Below are 19417 nucleotides of genomic sequence, written 5' to 3'. Positions count from 1 at the left end.
CCTGTTTACCCCAGCTTGCGCCGTAGTCGCCCCCGTATACGCACAGCCACATCAGACAGGTTGATTACTCCCAACCCGTGCAGGAGTGCTGCATAAAACGCTGCCCCCCCCACAACCATACCTGCCAGCCAGAGCGCTCTGGTGACGAAAATCGCTGGCAGGGCCAGAAGGCTCCCCATCCCCCACAGGCCCAGCCCCATCAGCAGAGCCGCAACACCCACACGCCCCATGTGGAATACGGTTGCTCCATACACCAGCAGCGCATCTTTACGCCGCAGCAGCACCACCAGAAAAGCGACATTCACGCAGGCGGTAACACTGCTGGCCAGCGGCGGCCCCATATGCGCCAGAGGTTTCATAAACAGCAGGTTGAGAATAAAATTGAGCACAAGCACCCCAACTCCAACGTAAACGGGGGTGCGGGTATCTCCGCGTGCAAAAAATGCGGGCGACAGTACTTTAACCAGAATAAAAGCAGGCAACCCCACAGCATAAGCCCGCAGGGACTGGGCTGATAACAGCGCATCATGCTCTGTAAAAGAGCCATGCCCGAACAGCACAATCATGATCGGACCAGCCAGAACCAGCAACCCGGCAACAGCAGGCAGGGTCAGCAGCACCACATATTCAATCGAACGATTCTGGGCTGTGTGCGCACCCTGTATATCCCCAGCACTCAGGTGCCTTGTCAGCACAGGTAAAAGCGTTGTCCCGGCCGCTGCCCCCAACACACCAAGCGGCAACTGGTTGATCCGGTCTGCAAAATACATGAGCGACACACTGCCCGCAGGCAGCAGGGTGCCAATAATGGTATCTACCGTTAAATTGATCTGGCCAACACCGCTCCCAATCAGACCCGGAATCATGCGGCGCAGCAAAAGGCGGATACGCGGCGTTAACATCGGCCAAAGCGGCATAAGACCAAACTGGGCTTTCTCACATGCCCATACCAGCAACCCCAACTGCACCACGCCAGAAACCGTAACCCCCCAGGCCGCAGCATAGGCTACACTGGGGAAAAAGGGAGAGGCGCCAACAATGGCCAGAATACCCACCACATTGAACGCCAGATAGGCAGCAGAGGCCGCGCCAAAGCGGTGCAGGCCATTAAGCACCCCAGCCAGCAATGCCGCAGCACAGATCATGACCAGATAGGGAAAAGTAATGCGGCTCAGACTGACCGCCAGATCATAGCGGTCTCCATTTTGCAGAAAACCCGGTGCTATAACGCGTAGAAGCTGCGGCATGAATACTTCGCCAAGCACACACAAAAACACCAGCCACGCCAGCATGACCCCAAGCGCACGGCGGGCGAACAGACGCGCCTCCTCCCGTCCGTCCTGCATCATAACCGTCGAGAACATGGGCACGAAAGCAGCGTTAAACGCGCCCTCTCCAAACAAACGACGAAACATGTTGGGCAGACGGAAAGCAACCTGGTAAGCGTCCTGCAACGGACCAGCCCCCATAAAGGCCGCCAGAAGCTGGTCGCGTATCAGTCCAAGAATGCGGCTGAGCATGGTCCAGCCACCAACCGTCAGAAAATTTCTGAGCATGGGGTATCCGCTTCAATGTGCAGGCAGGCAGCGGAACACTAGAGATAAATTCAGAAAAAGATACTGCCAATCCATCCTGCTTCAGGCTGAATGCATGCACTGTAGCCTCTCGTGCGCTGTATTATTCATCCACAACACAGTATGCTGCCACCAACACGGAAAAAGTATCCTGTATTAAGCAGAATTTTTGGAAAGACACATCGCGCATGCCCAATACGCCTCCCTCTTCGTTAGTGCCCGCTCACCAGCGTTGCGGCCTTATCAAGGCCAGCCAGCGCTCCAAGCGGGGACAGGAAGTGGCACGCAGTCTGCTTGCGCTCTTTATTGTCGCCGTCGCCCTTTACACCATACAGGGTTTTCTACCCGCTCTGGCCTGGGGCGGCGTGTTTGCCATTGCCACATGGCCCCTTTACAGCCGCGCATGCCGTATGTGGCCCCATGCCGCAAACGGTACTCTGTTACCTTTGCTGTTTACGGTCATTATGGCGCTGCTTTTTGTTATTCCGCTTACATTGATAACGCTTGAAGCCATTGGAGAAGCACAGAGTGCACTGGAATGGCTGGATCACGCCCGCAAATTTGGTGTTCCCGTGCCAGATGTTATCCAGCAATTACCTGTGGGAGCCACAAGCATTACGCATCTGTGGGAAACACATCTATCCAACCCGCGCGATGTTTCCGGCCTGCTGGGCGCTATGGACAGCAAGGGGGTCATGGTCACGCGCGCTCTTGGTAGCCAGATAGCACACCGGGGCACGCTGTTCTGTTTTTCCATTCTTACACTGTTTTTTCTGTACAAGGACGGGACTTCCGTCATTCGTCAGTGCCGTGTTGCGTCCTGCCGCGCCTTTGGCCGTAGGGGGGAAAGCATTGCGCGCCAGATTGTCGCCTCCATTCACGGCTCCGTACAAGGGCTTGTTCTGGTGGGTATTGGCGAGGGACTTCTAATGGGGCTTGTGTATCTTTTTACCCACGCGCCACACCCCGCCCTGTTCGGAGTTATTACAGCCGTAGCAGCCATGATCCCGTTTTGCGCCATGATCGCGATCGGGCTTGTTTCGCTCCTGATCCTGGTCTCAGGGGCATCCGTGGCCGCCATTGTCACATTCTGCATTGGAGCCACAGTTATTTTTGTGGCGGACCACTTTGTGCGCCCGACCCTGATTGGCGGCACAACGAAGCTTCCCTTCCTGTGGGTGCTTCTTGGTATTCTGGGCGGGGCGGAAATGTGGGGTCTGATCGGCCTGTTTATTGGGCCAGCCGTAATGGCCGCGCTCAACCTGATCTGGCGGCGCTGGGCATACGGAAACAATGCAGAAGTCTGAAAAGACTTTTGCATTTCACCCTCGGGTGGGGTTATTTAGCATTTTCATTTGAAAAAATATCGGGCAGGCGGGATTCGAACCCACGACCCCCAGTCCCCCAGACTGATGCGCTACCAGACTGCGCTACTGCCCGTTAAGTGTGAGTGGTGTTTAGCAATCCCTTGCGAGGAGCACAACCCACTCTACCCGTTATTTTTATCTTTTTTTTCAATCAGACCAGAATCTTGCGTCGAATAGCTTCCAGTTCAACCAGCACATCGGCCAGATCCGAGCGCAGACGCACATTTTGCCCCATAACCTGCACCAGCGCCTGCTCCAGCCCGGCCTCGACTGCCGCTGGCAACTCGGCCACAACAGCCTCTACCTGCTGGTAGTCCGCAACCAATGGCGCATCCTGTATTTGAAGGTCTTCCTGCAATGCGGCTTCGGTCATGCTGGCTTCGTCTGATATCGCATTCTCTACAGGCTGGGGGGCTGCCATCTGGAGCACATCTTTTTCCTGCAACAGACGCTGCACACCTTTTACGGTATAGCCCTGATTATACAGCAGGTCTGTAATCCGGGCGAGCAGGACCATATCCTCCGGCCTGTAATACCGGCGCCCCCCCCCTCTTTTCAAGGGACGGACCTGATGGAACTGCGTCTCCCACAGTCGCAGGGTATGCTGGGGCACATGCAGCTCATCCGCCACTTCACTAATCGTGCGAAAAGCATGCGGGCCTTTTTCAACAGAACCCGACTCCATGATATCCCTATCTACGTCAGACACGTCCTGTGCGGATTCACTGGGGGGGAATGTGCCATCAATCGTCATAATCGACTCCCGGCTCTGTCTCCTCATGGTTGACTTCCGCCCTCAGCAACTGGCTGGAGCGGAACACCAGAACGGAGCGGGGAAGAATAGGCACTTCCTCCCCCGTTTTGGGGTTACGCCCGCAGCGTTGCCCCTTTTTTCGGACTGAGAACGTGCCAAAACCACTGATTTTGACACTTTCGCCTCGTTCGAGCGCTTGCATGACTGTCTCCAGAACATCTTCTAGGAGCACAGACGACTCTTTACGAGACAACCCTACCTGCTGATAGATCTGCTCTATCAAAGATGCACGTGTGACAGTTTCCATGTGCAGAAAGGTAACACGCCTGTGCGGCGCGTCAATTCATTCACAATGATGTCACTTGTCTGTTATCCCCGGATCACAGACGGGCGAGCACCGAACCCCATGTCAACCCGCCCCCCAGTGCTTCCATCAGCACCAGTTCGCCTTTTTGAATACGGCCATCCCGCACGGCTTCATCAAGTGCGAGAGGGATGGAGGCGGCAGAGGTATTGGCGTGCCGGTCAACGGTCACAACTACGCGATCGGCTGGCAGTGCGAGTTTTTTGGCCACGCCTTCAATAATCCGAACATTGGCCTGATGCGGCACAAGCCAGTCTACATCCGCGTAAGTCAGCCCTTCTGCCTCCAGAGCCTCGTCCACGGAGGCGGACAGTTTGGCCACGGCATGGCGGAACACATCACGCCCGTCCATTTTCAGATGCCCGGTTTTATCGGGCTGCCCAACGGCACCATCCACATACAGCAGGTCCCCTGTTGTACCGTCGGAATGCAGATGAGTGGACAGGATTCCGCGTGTATCGGATTCGCTCTCTGATGCAGACAGCACAACAGCCCCGGCACCGTCGCCAAAAAGCACACATGTCCCCCTGTCTTCCCAATCCACAATACGGGAATAAACCTCGCTCCCGATCACCAGGGCATGACGGACCTGCCCGGAACGGATGAAGGAATCCGCAGTAGCCAGCGCAAAAATAAAACCGGAGCAGGCTGCCGCAATATCAAAACCAAACCCGTGAGTCATACCCAGAGCGGCCTGAATCCGAACCGCCGTTGCGGGAAAAGCCTGATCAGGGGTGGATGTCGCCACCAGAACAACATCAATGTCGTCAGCACTCAGGCCTGCATAATCCAGCGCCTTGCGTGCCGCTTCCGCCCCCATGCTGGTTGCGCTGTCATCGGGGCCAGCTATGTGGCGGCGGGTAATACCGGTGCGGGTTCTGATCCAGTCATCCGAGGTAGCAAGCCGGGTCGCCAGCTCTTCGTTCGTGACAACTCTTTCTGGCAGAAATCCGCCAAAACCCACCAGAAGCGAACGTTTCGCCATGACCGTTCTTTCATTATCCGCCAGCGCAGGCAGCCCAAAGGCTTGCATACGCAATACATTCGTCCCGTTTACTCAGGTCACCGGGAGGGCTGGTTCACATTCCTCCTCCGTCTGCGGGCGCATTAACAGCGCCCCCATATGAGAAAGACGCTCACGAATGCTTTCGTTAAAACCATGCGTGACCATATCCATGGCCACATCGACTGCGGCGGCAAAGCCCTCGGCATCTGTGCCGCCATGAGACTTCACCACCACACCATTCAGGCCCACAAAAACAGCACCATTATAACGGCGGGGGTCCAGCCATTCCTTCATCCGCTCCAGCCCGGGGCGAACAAGTAGATAGCCAAGGCGGGAGATGATCCCACGCTGGAAAACACGGCGCAAAAGAGTTGTGGCCATTTTAAGCACACCCTCGCCGGTTTTAAGCGCAACATTTCCGGTAAACCCGTCAGTTACAACCACATCCGTGGTGCCTGCGGTAATATCATGCCCTTCCACAAAACCGTGGAACTGGGCCGCCAGAGGACTCTCGCGCAGGGTTTCAGCCGCCACACGCAGTTTTTCATCCCCTTTGAGTTCTTCCGCGCCGATATTGAGCAGGCCAATGGTTGGTGCGGGCAGCCCCAGAACAGACTTGGCGAAAGCTTCGCCCATAACGGCAAATTCGACCAGATTACGCCAGTCGCACGCAACATTGGCGCCAAGGTCAAGCATAACCACATCGCCCTTGATGGTAGGGCTGATGGCCGCCATGGCCGGGCGGGAAATACCCGGCAGCGTTTTGACCACAATTTTGGCCAGAGCCAGCATGGCACCACTGTTACCGGCGGACACAACCCCCTGAGCGCGTCCACTGGCTACGGCGTCCATGGCAAGCCGCATGGAGGACTGACGCATCCGCAGAGCGGATGTTGGCTTCATGTCCATGGAAACAGACACATCCGTATGCCACACCGTGCATATGGACGCAGCCTTGGGATACTTCGCCAGCAAAGGTAGCAGGCGCGCCTCATCCCCGATCAGCAGCACCTTGATATTGCGGTGCCGTTCGGCAGCAATGGCAAGCCCGGCAACAACCACTTCTGGAGCCCCATCGCCCCCCATTCCGTCCACAGCGAGATTGAACACCTCGTTAGGATCGGAAGGAAAACTTTCTGGAATCTCGGTCTTGCTCATGCCTGCTTCTCTGCCATGCCGCAGATGCCTTACCCCCATTACCCCGTGCGCTACGATTGCAGCGCACGTTCTCGCGCCTGAAAAATCAGGCGCGAACGGCGACCTTGAGTGCCTTGCCTGCAGCAATCACTTCACGACCATCGTAATGACCGCAATGGCTGCAGACATTGTGAGGACGCTTCAGTTCGCCACAGTTGGAGCATTCAGCATGAGCTTCTGCGCGCAGAGCTTCATGGCTGCGACGCATGCCACGACGTGAAGGCGAGGTTTTCTTTTTGGGTACAGCCATAAGCCCAGCCCCTTCTCATAAATAACGGTTAGAACAACACGCCCGGTCACGCGTTAACGCAGCCAGACGCCATAACAGGTTTATCACCAGCACTGAGCCGCGGCCTCTAGCAGACAGCAAGCATATTCGCAAGCAATCCTGCAAGAAAACCCCACACCCGCACTTGGGCAATTACGCGTTTCCGCCCCGCCAGCGGGCAAGACCCGCAAAAGGATTGGCCTTTTTTTCGGGCTCTTCCTCAAGATCGCGCTGTTCAGCCTCTTCCTCATCCATGAGCAGGCCGGGAGGGAGAGCAACGTCCGGCGCATGCGGATACGGCTCCAGATCCAGCGCAAACTGTTCAACAACAGCCTCACCCAGATCAACGTCCTGCCCCTCATACGGAATTTCATCAATCGCGTCCATATCCGGCGCGTCGCCTTCCACAAACTGGCTGGCAGGAACAAAGCGGACAACGAACGATCCCGCCATCATATCCTCAAACGCCTCCATGCTCACAACACAGGTCTGCGTAAAACGGACAGCCAGAGCCCCTTCAGCCGTAACAACACCGCGCCCGTCATCCCGGAGCCGGTAGCGGCAGCGCAGCAGGCTCACATCTTGCAGGCCCAGACGCCTGGCCACTTTTTTACACTCGTCCGGCGTGGCCTCCACGGTCATATCCGTTCCCAGCATTCCGATTCGGCGCACGGCCAGAGGGCGAGAAAATTCTGGCTTTTCGGTCATGGAAGTCTCCTGAAGTAACGCTGAAACAAGCAGGCGGGACACGCTCGGGACAAAGCTTTCTGGCCACCGCCTGAACAATCTACCACACAAGCGGAACTTTATGGAGTAATGTCCGGGAAGTGAGGCACATAAAGCGTGCCCTTTTTGCCATTCAGCAATTGACGCCCCGCGAGTGTTGGGGCATCGGACAGACATGGCCGTTGCCAGTTGGATGACGATCATGGATCACAATCTTACGCTTGGGACACCCTGACCAGATGACGCCGCCACGCAAGAACAGGATATCGCGCCTTAAAAGTGCCTGTGGGGCACTCGCCACGGTTCTTGTCCTATCAGGCTGTCAGACTTTTGGCCCCAGCCCCACGCCCAGAGGCTCCCTGCTTGAGCCCGAAGAATACAGCCAGCTTGAACCCGGCACCAGCACCCGCGCAGACGCCATTGATCTGATGGGCTCCCCCACTACCAAAGGCGCGTTTGATGATAATATCTGGATCTATATTTCCATGACCACCCATCTGGTACCCATGGATTTCCCCGGTGTATTGAAGCAGAATCTGGTTGTACTCAAGTTCAACAATGCCGGTACGCTGGAAAGCATGCGTACGCTGGACATCAAAGACGCCAGACATGTGGCCATGATCAACGAGATCACACCAACACCGGGCACCAAGATTAACGCTCTCCAGCAGATTCTGGGCAATGTAGGCCGTTATAACCCCATGCAGAACATGATGGGGTCCGGCGCTGCGGGTGGGCAGGGCGGAATGTTCAACAACAGCTCTGGCCCCGGTCACTTCGGCTCGGGTAACTCGCTGTAATATTCTCCCCCGATGGCGAGGCTTCGTTAGTTTGGCAGATACAGCCTTACGCGCAGCCCGCCCTCTGGTGCGCGTTCCAATGTCATGTCTCCTCCGTGGGCGCGAATAATATCGCGCGCAATGGTCAGTCCCAGCCCCGTGCCACCATCCTGCCCACTTTCAAACGCACGCAGCACATGGGCCCGGCGGTCTGGCGGAATACCCGGTCCATCATCATCCACCAGAATGCTGACCCCCCCACCTGCGCGACGGGCGCTCAGCACAACGCTTGCATCATGTCTGCGGGCATTATCAAACAGATTGCCTAAAGCGCGACGCATGGCATCGGGGCGCATATGCGCGCGCAGGCCCGGCTCCACCACAAGTGCGCGAATATGCACACTCGCACGCCGGGCGGCTGCCACCACATCTTCCAGAAACGGCTGCATCTCGACCTGCTGAACACTCTCCGAGCCTTCCCCCCGTGCGAAGGAAAGATAGCTGTCGATCATGTGTTCCATTTCGGCGATGTCACCGACCATTTCATCAATGTCTTCGGTCATAACCTTGGCACATATAGTGCCTTCACGCGGCATCATGGCCAATGAAAGGCGCAGGCGGGTCAGGGGGGTGCGCAGATCATGCGAAACACCCGCCAGAACGCCGGTACGTTGTGCTACAAAGCGGGTTATCCTGTCCTGCATGCGGTTGAAGGCCACAGCCGCCTTACGCACCTCCTGCGCGCCTACAGGGTGGATGGGACCAATATCACGCCCCAGACCAAACTGCTCCGCAGCCTGAGCAAGCTGGCGGATGGCGCGCACCTGATTGCGCATAAACAGTCCTGCAATGATGAAGAGCAGAAACGTGCTGCCCACGGTCCATGCGACAAACAGCCAGATCTGCCCCATATCCAGCCGTTTGCGAGGTGTATCGATTTCCAGCACGCCATCAGGAAGCTGGATGTAAATACGCACCACGTGATGAAAATGCCGCCATTTGACAAAAAACGGGTAATCAATGGCCTCATGCAGGGCATGCACAAGGTCATCATCCATAGGCCCCAGCACATGGGTGGACCCCACGCGGGTCAGCTTTTCCCCCGGTCGCCAGATTTCTACGAGCTGGAGCTGATCGCGGGCCTGCGCAATAAACCACGCCTTGTCCGCCGGGTTTTTAAGCCGCTCCAGCGCATTGAGAGAAAGAACAATTTCCGCCGTGACAGACCCGGTCAGCCGCCGCGACACCACTTTGAGAAAATTGCCGTAATAAAGCTCAAGCGCGATTCCCTGCGTAATCAGCAGCGGGAACAGAACAATCAGCAGGGAACGCCCCAGCAATGAGCGCGGCAGCACGCGCCTGACCGATTTTTCCACCTTGAGCGCGGACCATCCCGCACGCGGAAAGAGGCGGAAGCCCTTGCGGCCCATCATACGCCCTAAAGCCCGGGCTTGAGCACATACCCCCGCCCGCGCACCGTATGCAAAAAGCGCGGCTCACGCGGGTCAGGCTCTATGCAACGACGCAGGCGTGTAACCTGCACATCAACCGCGCGCTCGCCAATTTCGGTCATGTCCATGGCTTTGGCAATATCCTCACGCGTGAAGGTCTCGTTCGGCCTACGGGCCAGAACGCACAGCAGGGCGGCTTCCCCCCCGGTCAGGTGGATATTGCCATCGGGCCCGCTGAGCAGAAGCCTGACCGGATCGAACTCCTTGTCTCCCAGCCTGACAATCCGCAGGTTGTCCGTTGGCGGCGGAGGCTGGTGCCGTCTGAGATGTGCCTTGAGCCGCAACAAAAGTTCGCGCGGCTCAAAGGGTTTGCCCAGATAATCGTCCGCACCGGCTTCCAGTCCGGTAATACGGTCCTCCGGCGCACCCCGTGCGGTCAGGAGCAGAATGGGCAGGTCCTGCCCGGCATGACGCAGGGAGCGGGTTAATTCCAGCCCGTTCTCCCCCGGCATGGTCACATCCAGCACCAGAGCGTCGGGCTGAATACCCTCCAGCGTATGCCGCGCCTCGGTCGCATTGGCCGCAACACTTACACGGAACCCATGCTCAAACAGATAGCGCTGCAACAGGCGGCGCAGGCGCGGGTCGTCATCCACCACCATCACATGGGAGGCCACATCGCCTTCGGGGGTTGTTATCTGCTCAGACATGTTAACGCCCTTCTCTTCGCCCTGCGCTCTCTTCACTCAGCAAAGCACGACTATGCTCGGACAGCATACCATTGATAACACGCCGGAACCCCTCCACCGCAGCGCCTCCGGCCTCACGGTAGGCAGCAACCAGCCTTTGGCGGATCACGGCAAACAGGCGGGCCTCCGCAGCTTTGCCGGTCGGGCTTAAAAACAGCAGCTTCTGCCGCCTGTCCTGCCGCCCTGCCCGGCTTTGCAGATACGCCCTCGTATCCAGCTCATGCAGCGTGCGCCCAAGGCTTTGCTTGGTCACACCCAGAATGTCCTGCAACCGGCTGACGGGAATACCCGGACTAAACGCCAGCACCTGCAAGACGCGATAGTGCGCGCGGCCCAGCCCGTCCTCCTCCAGCACGGGGGCCACGGCCTCGGCCATGTCCCGCGCAGCTAAAAACATGAGTGTCTGCGCCAGTCTCAAGCTTTCTTCGCGCAAAAAGAGCAGGTCAGAACCTGCGCGCTCATGGGGCGGTAGCATAACCATGCGCGTATTTACCCTGCGGCGGGTGCCGGGGTGGATGCCTGCACGCCAAAGCGGGCCTTCAGGCGACCTATGCGCAGCACATCGGCCAGACGCCTGTCTACAAACGCCTCAAATGCGGATTCGTCCTCCCCCCTACTCAGCCAGTACAGAAAAACCGAGGCATACAGACTGCCCAAAGTCAGCCGTTTGCTCACATAGGTCAGACCCGTCGCATCATCCTGCGCGGCCTGCCATATGGCGTTAACCGTGCGCAGCCATGCCCGCCGGAAAGCCTTTTGCCCTACACAGGATAAAAAAACCCGCATCCCCCGCAAAGCTGCCGTACGACGCTGCCTATCTGGCGGCAGGCGTAGCAGAATAGCCTGACGCACCCGCTGGCTCAGCCGGGGCTCCTGCGTGTCCTGCATGGCTTCCACCATCGCGCGGTCACACAGGTCTGACCAGGCTTCCACCATTTCCACCACCCCGGAGGAAAAAAGCAGATCGGCATCCGGCCCTGCCACGGATCTGAGCGTGGCCATGCTCCACCCGCGCTCCCCGGCAACGGAGGCCAGTTTGCGCAATGCGGCATCCCGGCCCATATCCCGCTCCATCGGAGCAGGCATAATGCCCGTTGCCAGCGCCGCCACCGCCAAAGACAGAGCCTGCTCCATTTTTCCCGGCATCATGCTCATGCCTGCACCCCATACCGTGTTATTTCCGCCTCAAAACCAAAGCGGGCCATATCTGTCATACGCATGGGATAGAGGATTCCGTCCAGATGATCCATTTCATGCTGCATGACATTGGCGCAAAAACCCGAAGCCACGCCCTCCACCCGCACACCGTTTTCATCCCAGCCCCTATAGCGCACACGGCGATAACGCGGCACCTCCCCCCTGAATCCGGGAACAGACAGGCACCCTTCAAGGCGTGACATCATATCCGCTCCATCAGGTTCGAGCACCGGGTTGATCAGAGCCTGCACCGGGCGTGGCGGATCGTCCTCCCCCTCACTGCGTGCTGGGGGCACCGAATACAAAAACAGCCTGAGCGGTACATGCACCTGAGGGGCCGCCAGGCCCACACCGCCACTTTCTGCCAGGGTTTCTCGCATGTTTTGGAGCAGTTCCCTGATCCGGGGCGCACTTATATCTTCCACCTCAACCGCGCGTTGCAGCAGAACCGGGTGGCCCATACGGGCAATAGCAAGAACCGACATGCTTTTTGTTGTCCTGTTTTTTTGCGCATCCACAATAAAACACACGGAAGTGCGGGTCTGATGCGCAAGAACGAATTGTATCTTGTCTTAAGGCCGTGTTATAGAGACCGCCAACAGTGGAATCGGCAGCCCGGAAGGGTAACGCGGATCTCCTTCCATAATGGCTTCCCAAAAACCGGTTTGCCGGATTTTTTTTGAACAGGGGTTAGTGACCAAGTGCACGTTCTAGTCCGTGACAACAATGTCGATCAGGCTCTTAAAGCGCTCAAGAAAAAAATGCAGCGCGAAGGCATCTTCCGTGAAATGAAACTGCGTCGGCACTTTGAAAAGCCGTCCGAGCGCAAAGCGCGTGAAGCGGCAGAAGCCGTACGCCGCGCACGCAAAATGGAACGGAAGCGTCTGGAACGCGAAGGCTTCTAAGTCAGCCTCCTCCTGTTTTGCAGGCATTAAAGGTCGGTTGTCCCACGGGCTCCGGCCTTTTTGTTTGCCTTAATACAAGCCGGAACGCACTTAAGCCCGCCAATAAAAAAGCCGCCTCACAATACTGTGGGCGGCTTTTTTATTGGAATGTGCTCCAGCTTTAGCTGTTCTGGAGCTTGTCCAGTTCGCGCACAATGGCTTCACCCATAACAGACGTGCCAACACGAGCCATGCCTTCAGCCATAATATCCGCCGTACGCAAACCGCTGCCCAGAACATTGGAAACCGCCTGCTCGATCATATCCGCTTCGGTCTGGAGGTTCAGGGAATACCGCAACAGCATGGCAAACGAGAGAATCTGGGCGATCGGGTTGGCAATGCCCTGCCCTGCGATGTCGGGTGCGCTGCCATGAATGGGTTCATACAGTGCCGGGCGACGACCATCAGCCTGTTCTGCCCCCAATGTGGCAGATGGCAGCATGCCAAGGCTACCCGTAAGCATGGAGGCCAGATCGGACAGAATATCGCCAAACAGGTTGCCCGTTACCAGCACATCAAACTGACGCGGGTTGCGCACCAGCTGCATGGCGCAGTTATCGGCCAACATGTGCGACAGCACCACATCGGGGAACTCGCGGGCATGCACATCGGTCACGACTTCTTTCCACAACAGACCGCTTTCCATCACATTGCATTTTTCCACCGAGCACACGCGGTTATCACGCTTGCGCGCCAGATCAAACGCAACGCGGGCCACGCGCTGGATTTCCGATGTGGTATAAACCTCGGTGTTGATGCCACGCTTGGAACCGTCGGGCAGGGTTTCAATCCCGCGCGGGTCACCAAAGTAAATGCCGCCCACTGTTTCGCGCACGATCATGATATCCAGACCACGCACAACATCGGGCTTGAGCGTACTACTATCCACCAGCGCGTCAAACACCTTGGCAGGGCGCAGGTTGGCAAACAGCCCCAGTTCCTGCCGCAGCTTGAGAATGGCGACCTCTGGCCGCTTGTCAAAACTGACATGCCCCCATTTGGGGTCCCCCACCGAGCCGAAAAGAACAGCATCGGCGGCCCAGGCCTTCTCGATCACCTCATCACGGATCGGCACGCCGTATTCCGCCAGAGAGGCACCACCCACAAGGTCTTCGGTCAGTTCAAATGTCAGGCCGCGCTTTTTTTCCAGCCATGCAATAATCCGGCCGACTTCGCGCACAACTTCGGGGCCAATCCCATCTCCGGGCAGGACAAGAAGTTTAACAGGCTGCTTGGGGTCTGTCATGGCGGTGCTCCGTAGGAATCTGTTCAGTCAAATTGAATGGTGGGCAGCCAGGATTTATCCTGATCCTGCCGTTTTTCGTATCTTGTAATCGTGGCTTCGTGCTTGAGGGTCTGGCCGATATCATCCAGCCCTTCGAGCAGGAGATGCTTGCGAAAGGCATCAATCTCGAACGGGACTTCTTCCCCATTGGGACGAATAACAACCTGACGCGGCAGGTCCACCGTCAGACGGGCGTTGCTGCCCATCTGGGCGTCACCCATCAGTTTGTCACACACCTCACGCGGGAGGTGGATGGGCAGGATGCCGTTCTTGAAGCAGTTGTTGAAGAAAATATCAGCAAACGACGGCGCAATAACGCAGCGGATACCAAAATCCAGTAGCGCCCACGGCGCATGCTCGCGCGAGGAACCACACCCCAGATTGTCATACGTGATCAGAATTTCAGCTTTGCGCCAGGGCAACTGGTTGAGTACGAAATCCGGGTTTTCCGCGCCATCGGGCAAGTACCGCATGGCATCAAAGGCGTGCTTGCCAAGACCGGTACGCTGCGTGGTTTTCAAAAACCGGGCTGGAATAATCTTGTCCGTATCAATATTGGCCTGCGGCAGGGCCGCAGCAATAGCGGACAGCGTGACGAACTTTTCCATTATGCCAGTTCCCTCACATCGGTCAGGCAGCCGGTTACCGCCGCAGCCGCAGCCATGGCGGGGGAAAGCAGGTGTGTGCGTCCACCCGGCCCCTGCCGCCCTTCAAAATTACGGTTGGAGGTGGATGCGCAACGCTGGCCGGGGGTCAGGCGGTCGGGGTTCATGCCAAGACACATGGAACACCCGGCCTCACGCCATTCAAAGCCTGCATCGAGGAAAATACGGTCCAGACCTTCTTCTTCAGCCTGCCGCTTGACGTTGCCCGAACCGGGTACGATCATGGCGCGCACGCCCGGAGCCACCTTGCGCCCAGCAGCAACCTGAGCCGCCATGCGCAGATCCTCAATCCGGCTGTTGGTGCATGAACCAATAAAGACCACGTCCACCGGTGTTCCGGCAATTTTCTGCCCGGCTTCAAGCCCCATATAATCCAGCATGCGCTGCAACTGGGCTTTTACGGCCGCGTCCGTTTCCTGCTCCGGGTCAGGCACGGTATCAGTAATAGCCAGAACCGTTTCGGGGCTTGTACCCCATGTCAGGGTCGGGCCAATGTCCTCGGCCCTCAGGGTTACTTCGTGGTCAAAATGCGCACCTTCGTCCGATGCGAGGGTTTTCCAGTAGGCAACAGCCTGTTCAAACCCCTCACCCTTAGGGGCAAACGGGCGGTTGCGCACATACTCGAACGTGGTTTCATCCGGGGCAACAAGCCCCGCACGGGCACCGGCTTCGATCGCCATGTTGCAGATGGTCATGCGGCCCGCCATGTCCAGCCCACGAATGGCAGACCCGGCGAATTCGATCACATGCCCCGTGCCACCGGCTGTGCCGATATGCCCGATAATGGCCAGCATGATATCTTTGGCTGAAACACCGGCACCCGGTGTGCCTTCCACGTTCACACGCATGTTTTTGGCAGGGCGTTGCAGAATGGTCTGCGTAGCCATGACATGCTCGACCTCGGACGTACCAATGCCAAATGCGAGCGAGCCAAGCGCGCCATGCGTGGAGGTATGCGAATCACCGCACACAATGGTCATGCCCGGCAGGGATATCCCCTGTTCCGGCCCGACCACATGCACAATGCCCTGATTGGCCGACAGTAGCGGAAAATAGGGAACGCCAAATTCCTTGACGTTGCGCTCGAGCGTTTCAATCTGGTTGCGGCTGTCCGCTTCCTCGATCGGCAGGCTCCGGTCGGATGTGGGCACGTTATGGTCCACAACGGCCACGGTCCTTTCCGGATGGCGCAGCTTGCGCCCGGCCAGACGCAGGCCTTCGAACGCCTGCGGGCTGGTCACCTCATGGACGAGGTGGCGGTCGATATAAAGAATGGAGGTACCGTCCGGAAGAGTTTCCACGACATGATCATCCCAGATCTTGTCGAACAACGTACGCGCAGCCATGCGCATCCTCCTTATCTTTACATCCGTGCGTACAGCTTTGTATGAGCGCTGCACACACCCTGTTTTATCACAAAGACCCGACTGACCACAGGCCAGTCGGGTTCACACAAGCCGTATCCGGCGTCGTGCCCAAAAGCCTTGTGGCTTTTAGCCTGCGGCTGCCGGAGCAACAACTTCACGCGGGCGTTCTGCAATACGTGCAGACTTGCCGCTACGACCACGCAGGTAATACAGCTTTGCGCGACGTACCTTACCACGACGCACGACCTTGATTTCGGCCACAGTCGGAGCGTACAGCGGGAACACACGTTCCACGCCTTCACCGTTGGAGATCTTGCGCACGGTAAAGTTGCTGTTCAGGCCCTTGTTGGAACGGGCGATCACAACGCCTTCAAACGCCTGAAGACGGACGCGCTCGCCTTCCTTGACCTGTACGGAAACACGCACGGTATCACCGGCATCAAATACGGGCACTGCGCGAGCAGCGGTCAGACGTTCAATTTCGGCAGCTTCGTACTGCTGGATAATGTTCATGTCGGTATCCTTCTCAAACCCCTAGGTCTGCCTGTGCGGCCCCGCCCACAGCTGCAGTCCTGTTTTCATTCTTGCGAGCCAGCCAGGCAGACCACAGATCCGGCCTTCTTTCCCGCGTTGTCTCTTCAGCCTTAGCCTGCCGCCACTGTGCTATGGCGGCATGGTTACCCGAAAGCAGAACCTCGGGCACCTCATGCCCATCCCATACGGCTGGACGGGTATAATGGGGGTATTCGAGCAGCCCATCGGAAAAACTTTCCTCCACACCGCTCTGTTCACTCCCCATAACACCAGGAAGCAGACGAACACACGCATCCAACAGAACCAGAGCCGCAGTTTCCCCACCCGAGAGAACATAATCCCCGATGGAAACCTGCTCGACACCCCTTGCCTGCAAAAAGCGCTCGTCCACCCCTTCAAACCGGCCACACAGCAGCATGACGCCTGGCCCCGCCGCGTAACGCCTTACATCCGCCTGTGTCAGCGGACGCCCCCGTGGCGTAAGGTACACACACGGGATAGTGGCGTCGGCCTGCGTTGCGGCAAGTGCCGCATCGGCCACGTCCGGGCGGATAACCATGCCTGCGCCACCACCAAACGGCGTATCATCAACAGCACGATGGCGACCAAGACCATGCTCACGCAGGTCCTGAGTACAGCAGGACCACACTCCGTTCTCCAGCGCACGCCCCGCAAGGGACTGCCCCAAAGGCCCCGGAAACATATCCGGGAAGAGTGTTACAACGGTGGCCTGCCAGCTCATGCTGGCACCCCCGCCTGCCGCCTGCCAACGCCACGCCCTTCTTCCCCCGAGATTTCCTCGGGACGAACAATGGTTATGGTACGCTCATCCAGCCTGACCTCAGGCACACAGGCCCGGGTAAAGGGAACAAGCGAGCCATCGCCCAGTTCAAGGCTGGCACCGGCACCGTAATCGTGCACCATGAGGACACGCCCCAGAGAAAGACCTTTTTCAAACGCTTCCATGCCGATCAGATCAGCGTGGTAGAATTCTTCTTCCTCTGGTTCTGGCAGGCAGGAACGCGGCACATACAGGCGGGTATTCACCAACGCCTGCGCTGCGGTCCGGTCCACCAGTGGCTTGCCATCTGCGTCTTTAAGCTCGGCAACGCCCTCCGCACCGCACCAGCGCAAGGACCACTTACGCCCCTGCGCATCTTGCAGAACTGCGTAATCCTCCAGCGTTGCAGCATCCGCCGCATAGGAATGCACGCGCACAAGGCCGCGTACTCCATGCGGTTTACCCACAACACCAATCAGGATCAGGTCAGGCTGCATGGCTGGCTCGGCTTAGCTCAGGCTGCGGCTTCTGCTGCTTTGGCGGCAGCGGCTGCGCGTTCCTGCGCCTTCTTCTTCGGAGCAGACTGCTTGGGCTGCTCGTTAAAGCTCGGCTTGGCGATCAGGCCGGCATTACCAAGGAAGCGAGCAACACGATCGGTCGGCTGCGCACCCTGAGAAAGCCAGTGCGTGATGCGTTCGTTGACCAGACGCACGCGTTCGGCGTGGTCGGCAGGCAGCATCGGGTTGTAAGCACCCACTTTTTCAATAAAGCGACCATCACGCGGGCTGCGGCTATCTGCCACAACAATGTGGTAGTAAGGACGCTTCTTGGCACCAGCGCGGGCAAGACGAATTTTAACACTCATTCGGAATACTCCAGACCGAAAAACAAAACCCGGAAAACTTAGGCAGAAACAGGCCGCATCAGCGGAAGGGAGAACCGCCAGGACCACCCGGCGGGCCTCCACCCATTCCCTTAGGCATGAGCGCAGACATTCCCTGGCGCATGAGACCTTTCATGCCCAGTTTGCTAAAACGCTTCATCATGGTGGACATCATGTCAAACTGCTTGAGCAGCTTGTTGACGTCCTGAACTGTTGTTCCAGACCCTGCGGCAATACGTTTTTTGCGCGAGGCCTTGATAATCCCCGGCGCACGACGTTCGCCCCGGGTCATGGAACCAATAATGGCAAGGTGCTTTTTAAGGACGGACGTATCAAGGTCCTTGTCCCCCAGCGCTTCCTTGACCTTACCCATACCCGGCAACATTCCCAGAATACCGGAAATGGAACCGAGCTTGTTGATCTGGCGGATCTGGGATGCGTAATCATCCAGATCAAACTTGCCAGCCATCATGCGCTGGGCCAGACGCTCACCTTCCTCGTGGTCCAGCGTATCCGCTGCTTTTTCCACAAGACCGGCAATATCACCCAGACCCAGAATACGACCGGCCACACGCTCGGGATGGAACTCGTCGAGCGCATCCAGCTTCTCGCCCGAGCCTGTCAGCTTGATGGGCGCACCGGTAATGGCCTTCATGGACAGGGCAGCGCCACCGCGTGCGTCACCATCCATACGGGTCATGACAACACCGGTCACACCCACGGCCTCGTTAAACGCCTTGGCGGTGTTCACCGCGTCCTGCCCGGTCATGGCGTCCACTACCAGCAGCGTTTCAGCCGGGTGTGTTACGTCCCTGATCTGGCGGACTTCCTCCATCAGCGCTTCGTCAATGGACAGACGACCCGCCGTATCGAGGATAACGACGTCATACCCTTCCTTACGCCCCACATCGAGCGCACGGTAGGCAATCTCAACTGGCGTCTGCCCCGCAATAATGGGCAGGGAAGTTACGCCTGCCTGCTGGGCAAGCTGGGCCAACTGCAACTGGGCGGCCGGGCGCTGCGTATCAAGCGAGGCCAGCAGCACCTTTTTACGCTCACGCGTAGCAAGACGCAGGGCCAGCTTGCCCGATGTCGTGGTTTTACCCGAACCCTGAAGCCCGACCATAAGCACCGGCACGGGTGGGGTGGCATTCAGGTTAAGGGGGGCAACACCTGCGCCGCCGAGGGCATCAATCAGCGCATCGTTAACGATTTTGGCGACAGCCTGACCGGGAGAAATGCTTGCCAGCACCTCCTGACCGACTGCGCGTTCCTTAACCTTGTTAACAAAGTCCTTAACAACGGGCAGCGCAACGTCCGCATCCAGCATGGCCAGACGGACTTCGCGCATGGCCTCCATCACATCGGCTTCAGACAGCGCGCCACGTTTGGCGAGACCATCAAAAACCCCGGAAAGCTTGCCTGAAAGAGCTTCGAACAAGTGCAACACACCCCATAACGAGACGCGCCACTGCGCGAACACTCGCGGAGTGGCGGTCCTGATTTAATGCAGGGCTTACGGTACG

General features: G+C 57.8%; 23 protein-coding genes and 1 tRNA gene. 3 read left to right on the top strand and 21 right to left on the bottom strand.

Annotation, left to right across the window (positions count from 1 at the left end; translation table 11 throughout):
* Nucleotides 1-5: 5 nt before the first annotated feature.
* Nucleotides 6-1556, bottom strand: coding sequence for a murein biosynthesis integral membrane protein MurJ (gene murJ / locus PY793_RS05180; protein ID WP_275177023.1), 1551 nt, complete (start codon nucleotides 1554-1556; stop codon nucleotides 6-8).
* Between the two features lie 206 nt (nucleotides 1557-1762).
* On the opposite strand from murJ, the gene PY793_RS05175 reads away from it, so the two are divergent.
* The gene (locus PY793_RS05175) at nucleotides 1763-2881 is read left to right on the top strand and encodes an AI-2E family transporter (RefSeq protein WP_275177022.1); all 1119 of its coding nucleotides are present in this window, start codon (nucleotides 1763-1765) and stop codon (nucleotides 2879-2881) included.
* A 59-nt stretch (nucleotides 2882-2940) separates the two neighbouring features.
* Here the strand turns inward: PY793_RS05175 and PY793_RS05170 are convergent.
* From PY793_RS05170 to PY793_RS05140, 7 genes are all read right to left on the bottom strand, one after another.
* A tRNA-Pro gene (locus PY793_RS05170) sits at nucleotides 2941-3014 on the bottom strand.
* Between the two features lie 78 nt (nucleotides 3015-3092).
* The gene (locus PY793_RS05165) at nucleotides 3093-3626 is read right to left on the bottom strand and encodes a MerR family transcriptional regulator (protein WP_408744667.1); all 534 of its coding nucleotides are present in this window, start codon (nucleotides 3624-3626) and stop codon (nucleotides 3093-3095) included.
* A gap of 58 nt (nucleotides 3627-3684) precedes the next feature.
* Nucleotides 3685-4008, bottom strand: coding sequence for an integration host factor subunit alpha (locus tag PY793_RS05160; protein ID WP_475638941.1), 324 nt, complete (start codon nucleotides 4006-4008; stop codon nucleotides 3685-3687).
* Nucleotides 4009-4075: 67 nt separating this feature from the next.
* On the bottom strand, nucleotides 4076-5044 hold the full coding sequence (locus tag PY793_RS05155; RefSeq protein WP_275177020.1) for a beta-ketoacyl-ACP synthase III: 969 nt from the start codon (nucleotides 5042-5044) through the stop codon (nucleotides 4076-4078).
* 72 nt (nucleotides 5045-5116) lie between these two features.
* Nucleotides 5117-6223, bottom strand: coding sequence for a phosphate acyltransferase PlsX (plsX, locus tag PY793_RS05150; protein ID WP_086645672.1), 1107 nt, complete (start codon nucleotides 6221-6223; stop codon nucleotides 5117-5119).
* An 85-nt stretch (nucleotides 6224-6308) separates the two neighbouring features.
* On the bottom strand, nucleotides 6309-6512 hold the full coding sequence (gene rpmF / locus PY793_RS05145; RefSeq protein WP_048852785.1) for a 50S ribosomal protein L32: 204 nt from the start codon (nucleotides 6510-6512) through the stop codon (nucleotides 6309-6311).
* A gap of 171 nt (nucleotides 6513-6683) precedes the next feature.
* On the bottom strand, nucleotides 6684-7238 hold the full coding sequence (locus tag PY793_RS05140) for a DUF177 domain-containing protein (RefSeq protein ID WP_275177019.1): 555 nt from the start codon (nucleotides 7236-7238) through the stop codon (nucleotides 6684-6686).
* 257 nt (nucleotides 7239-7495) lie between these two features.
* Between PY793_RS05140 and PY793_RS05135 the strand changes: the two genes are divergently transcribed.
* Nucleotides 7496-8056, top strand: coding sequence for an outer membrane protein assembly factor BamE (locus PY793_RS05135; protein WP_275177118.1), 561 nt, complete (start codon nucleotides 7496-7498; stop codon nucleotides 8054-8056).
* 26 nt (nucleotides 8057-8082) lie between these two features.
* Here PY793_RS05135 and PY793_RS05130 read toward each other — a convergent pair whose 3' ends face one another.
* Genes PY793_RS05130 through def form a run of 5 tightly spaced genes read right to left on the bottom strand, consistent with a single transcriptional unit; the run spans nucleotide 8083 to nucleotide 11917 of the window.
* Nucleotides 8083-9465, bottom strand: a complete 1383-nt coding sequence (locus PY793_RS05130; protein WP_275177117.1) for an ATP-binding protein — start codon at nucleotides 9463-9465, stop codon at nucleotides 8083-8085.
* A gap of 8 nt (nucleotides 9466-9473) precedes the next feature.
* Nucleotides 9474-10196 (bottom strand): response regulator transcription factor, encoded by a 723-nt coding sequence (locus PY793_RS05125; protein WP_275177018.1) that lies wholly within the window; start codon nucleotides 10194-10196, stop codon nucleotides 9474-9476.
* A gap of 1 nt (nucleotide 10197) precedes the next feature.
* Nucleotides 10198-10710: a MarR family winged helix-turn-helix transcriptional regulator gene (locus PY793_RS05120; protein WP_275177116.1), complete on the bottom strand. Its 513-nt coding sequence runs from the start codon at nucleotides 10708-10710 to the stop codon at nucleotides 10198-10200.
* Between the two features lie 14 nt (nucleotides 10711-10724).
* Nucleotides 10725-11390 (bottom strand): rpsU-divergently transcribed protein, encoded by a 666-nt coding sequence (locus PY793_RS05115; protein WP_275177017.1) that lies wholly within the window; start codon nucleotides 11388-11390, stop codon nucleotides 10725-10727.
* Nucleotides 11387-11917: a peptide deformylase gene (gene def, locus PY793_RS05110; RefSeq protein ID WP_275177016.1), complete on the bottom strand. Its 531-nt coding sequence runs from the start codon at nucleotides 11915-11917 to the stop codon at nucleotides 11387-11389. The genes PY793_RS05115 and def overlap by 4 nt, the downstream gene beginning before the upstream one ends.
* A gap of 216 nt (nucleotides 11918-12133) precedes the next feature.
* Between def and rpsU the strand changes: the two genes are divergently transcribed.
* Complete coding sequence (gene rpsU / locus PY793_RS05105; RefSeq protein ID WP_003623949.1) at nucleotides 12134-12337, top strand: 30S ribosomal protein S21; 204 nt, start codon at nucleotides 12134-12136, stop codon at nucleotides 12335-12337.
* Between the two features lie 160 nt (nucleotides 12338-12497).
* On the opposite strand, the gene leuB is transcribed toward rpsU, so the two are convergent.
* The 8 genes from leuB to ffh all read right to left on the bottom strand — a co-directional run bounded on the left by leuB (nucleotide 12498) and on the right by ffh (nucleotide 19332).
* Nucleotides 12498-13622 (bottom strand): 3-isopropylmalate dehydrogenase, encoded by a 1125-nt coding sequence (gene leuB / locus PY793_RS05100; RefSeq protein ID WP_275177015.1) that lies wholly within the window; start codon nucleotides 13620-13622, stop codon nucleotides 12498-12500.
* A gap of 23 nt (nucleotides 13623-13645) precedes the next feature.
* A complete protein-coding gene (gene leuD, locus PY793_RS05095; protein WP_275177014.1) occupies nucleotides 13646-14269 on the bottom strand; it encodes a 3-isopropylmalate dehydratase small subunit in 624 nt (207 codons plus the stop codon).
* Nucleotides 14269-15672: a 3-isopropylmalate dehydratase large subunit gene (gene leuC / locus PY793_RS05090; protein WP_275177013.1), complete on the bottom strand. Its 1404-nt coding sequence runs from the start codon at nucleotides 15670-15672 to the stop codon at nucleotides 14269-14271. Before leuC ends, leuD begins: the two co-directional genes overlap by 1 nt.
* A 147-nt stretch (nucleotides 15673-15819) precedes the next feature.
* Nucleotides 15820-16206 (bottom strand): 50S ribosomal protein L19, encoded by a 387-nt coding sequence (gene rplS / locus PY793_RS05085; protein WP_086645479.1) that lies wholly within the window; start codon nucleotides 16204-16206, stop codon nucleotides 15820-15822.
* Nucleotides 16207-16219: 13 nt separating this feature from the next.
* Nucleotides 16220-16969: a tRNA (guanosine(37)-N1)-methyltransferase TrmD gene (trmD, locus tag PY793_RS05080; protein ID WP_275177012.1), complete on the bottom strand. Its 750-nt coding sequence runs from the start codon at nucleotides 16967-16969 to the stop codon at nucleotides 16220-16222.
* Nucleotides 16966-17505 (bottom strand): ribosome maturation factor RimM, encoded by a 540-nt coding sequence (rimM, locus tag PY793_RS05075; RefSeq protein ID WP_275177011.1) that lies wholly within the window; start codon nucleotides 17503-17505, stop codon nucleotides 16966-16968. The genes trmD and rimM overlap by 4 nt, the downstream gene beginning before the upstream one ends.
* 17 nt (nucleotides 17506-17522) lie before the next feature.
* Complete coding sequence (rpsP, locus tag PY793_RS05070) at nucleotides 17523-17873, bottom strand: 30S ribosomal protein S16 (RefSeq protein ID WP_275177010.1); 351 nt, start codon at nucleotides 17871-17873, stop codon at nucleotides 17523-17525.
* A gap of 58 nt (nucleotides 17874-17931) precedes the next feature.
* A complete protein-coding gene (gene ffh, locus PY793_RS05065) occupies nucleotides 17932-19332 on the bottom strand; it encodes a signal recognition particle protein (RefSeq protein ID WP_275177009.1) in 1401 nt (466 codons plus the stop codon).
* Nucleotides 19333-19417: the final 85 nt, after the last annotated feature.

The organism is Acetobacter fabarum, assembly GCF_029069195.1.
GTDB lineage: Bacteria > Pseudomonadota > Alphaproteobacteria > Acetobacterales > Acetobacteraceae > Acetobacter > Acetobacter fabarum_A.
The sequence above is the reverse complement of the archived record's forward strand: the minus strand, read 5'-3'. Positions and strand labels throughout refer to the sequence as shown.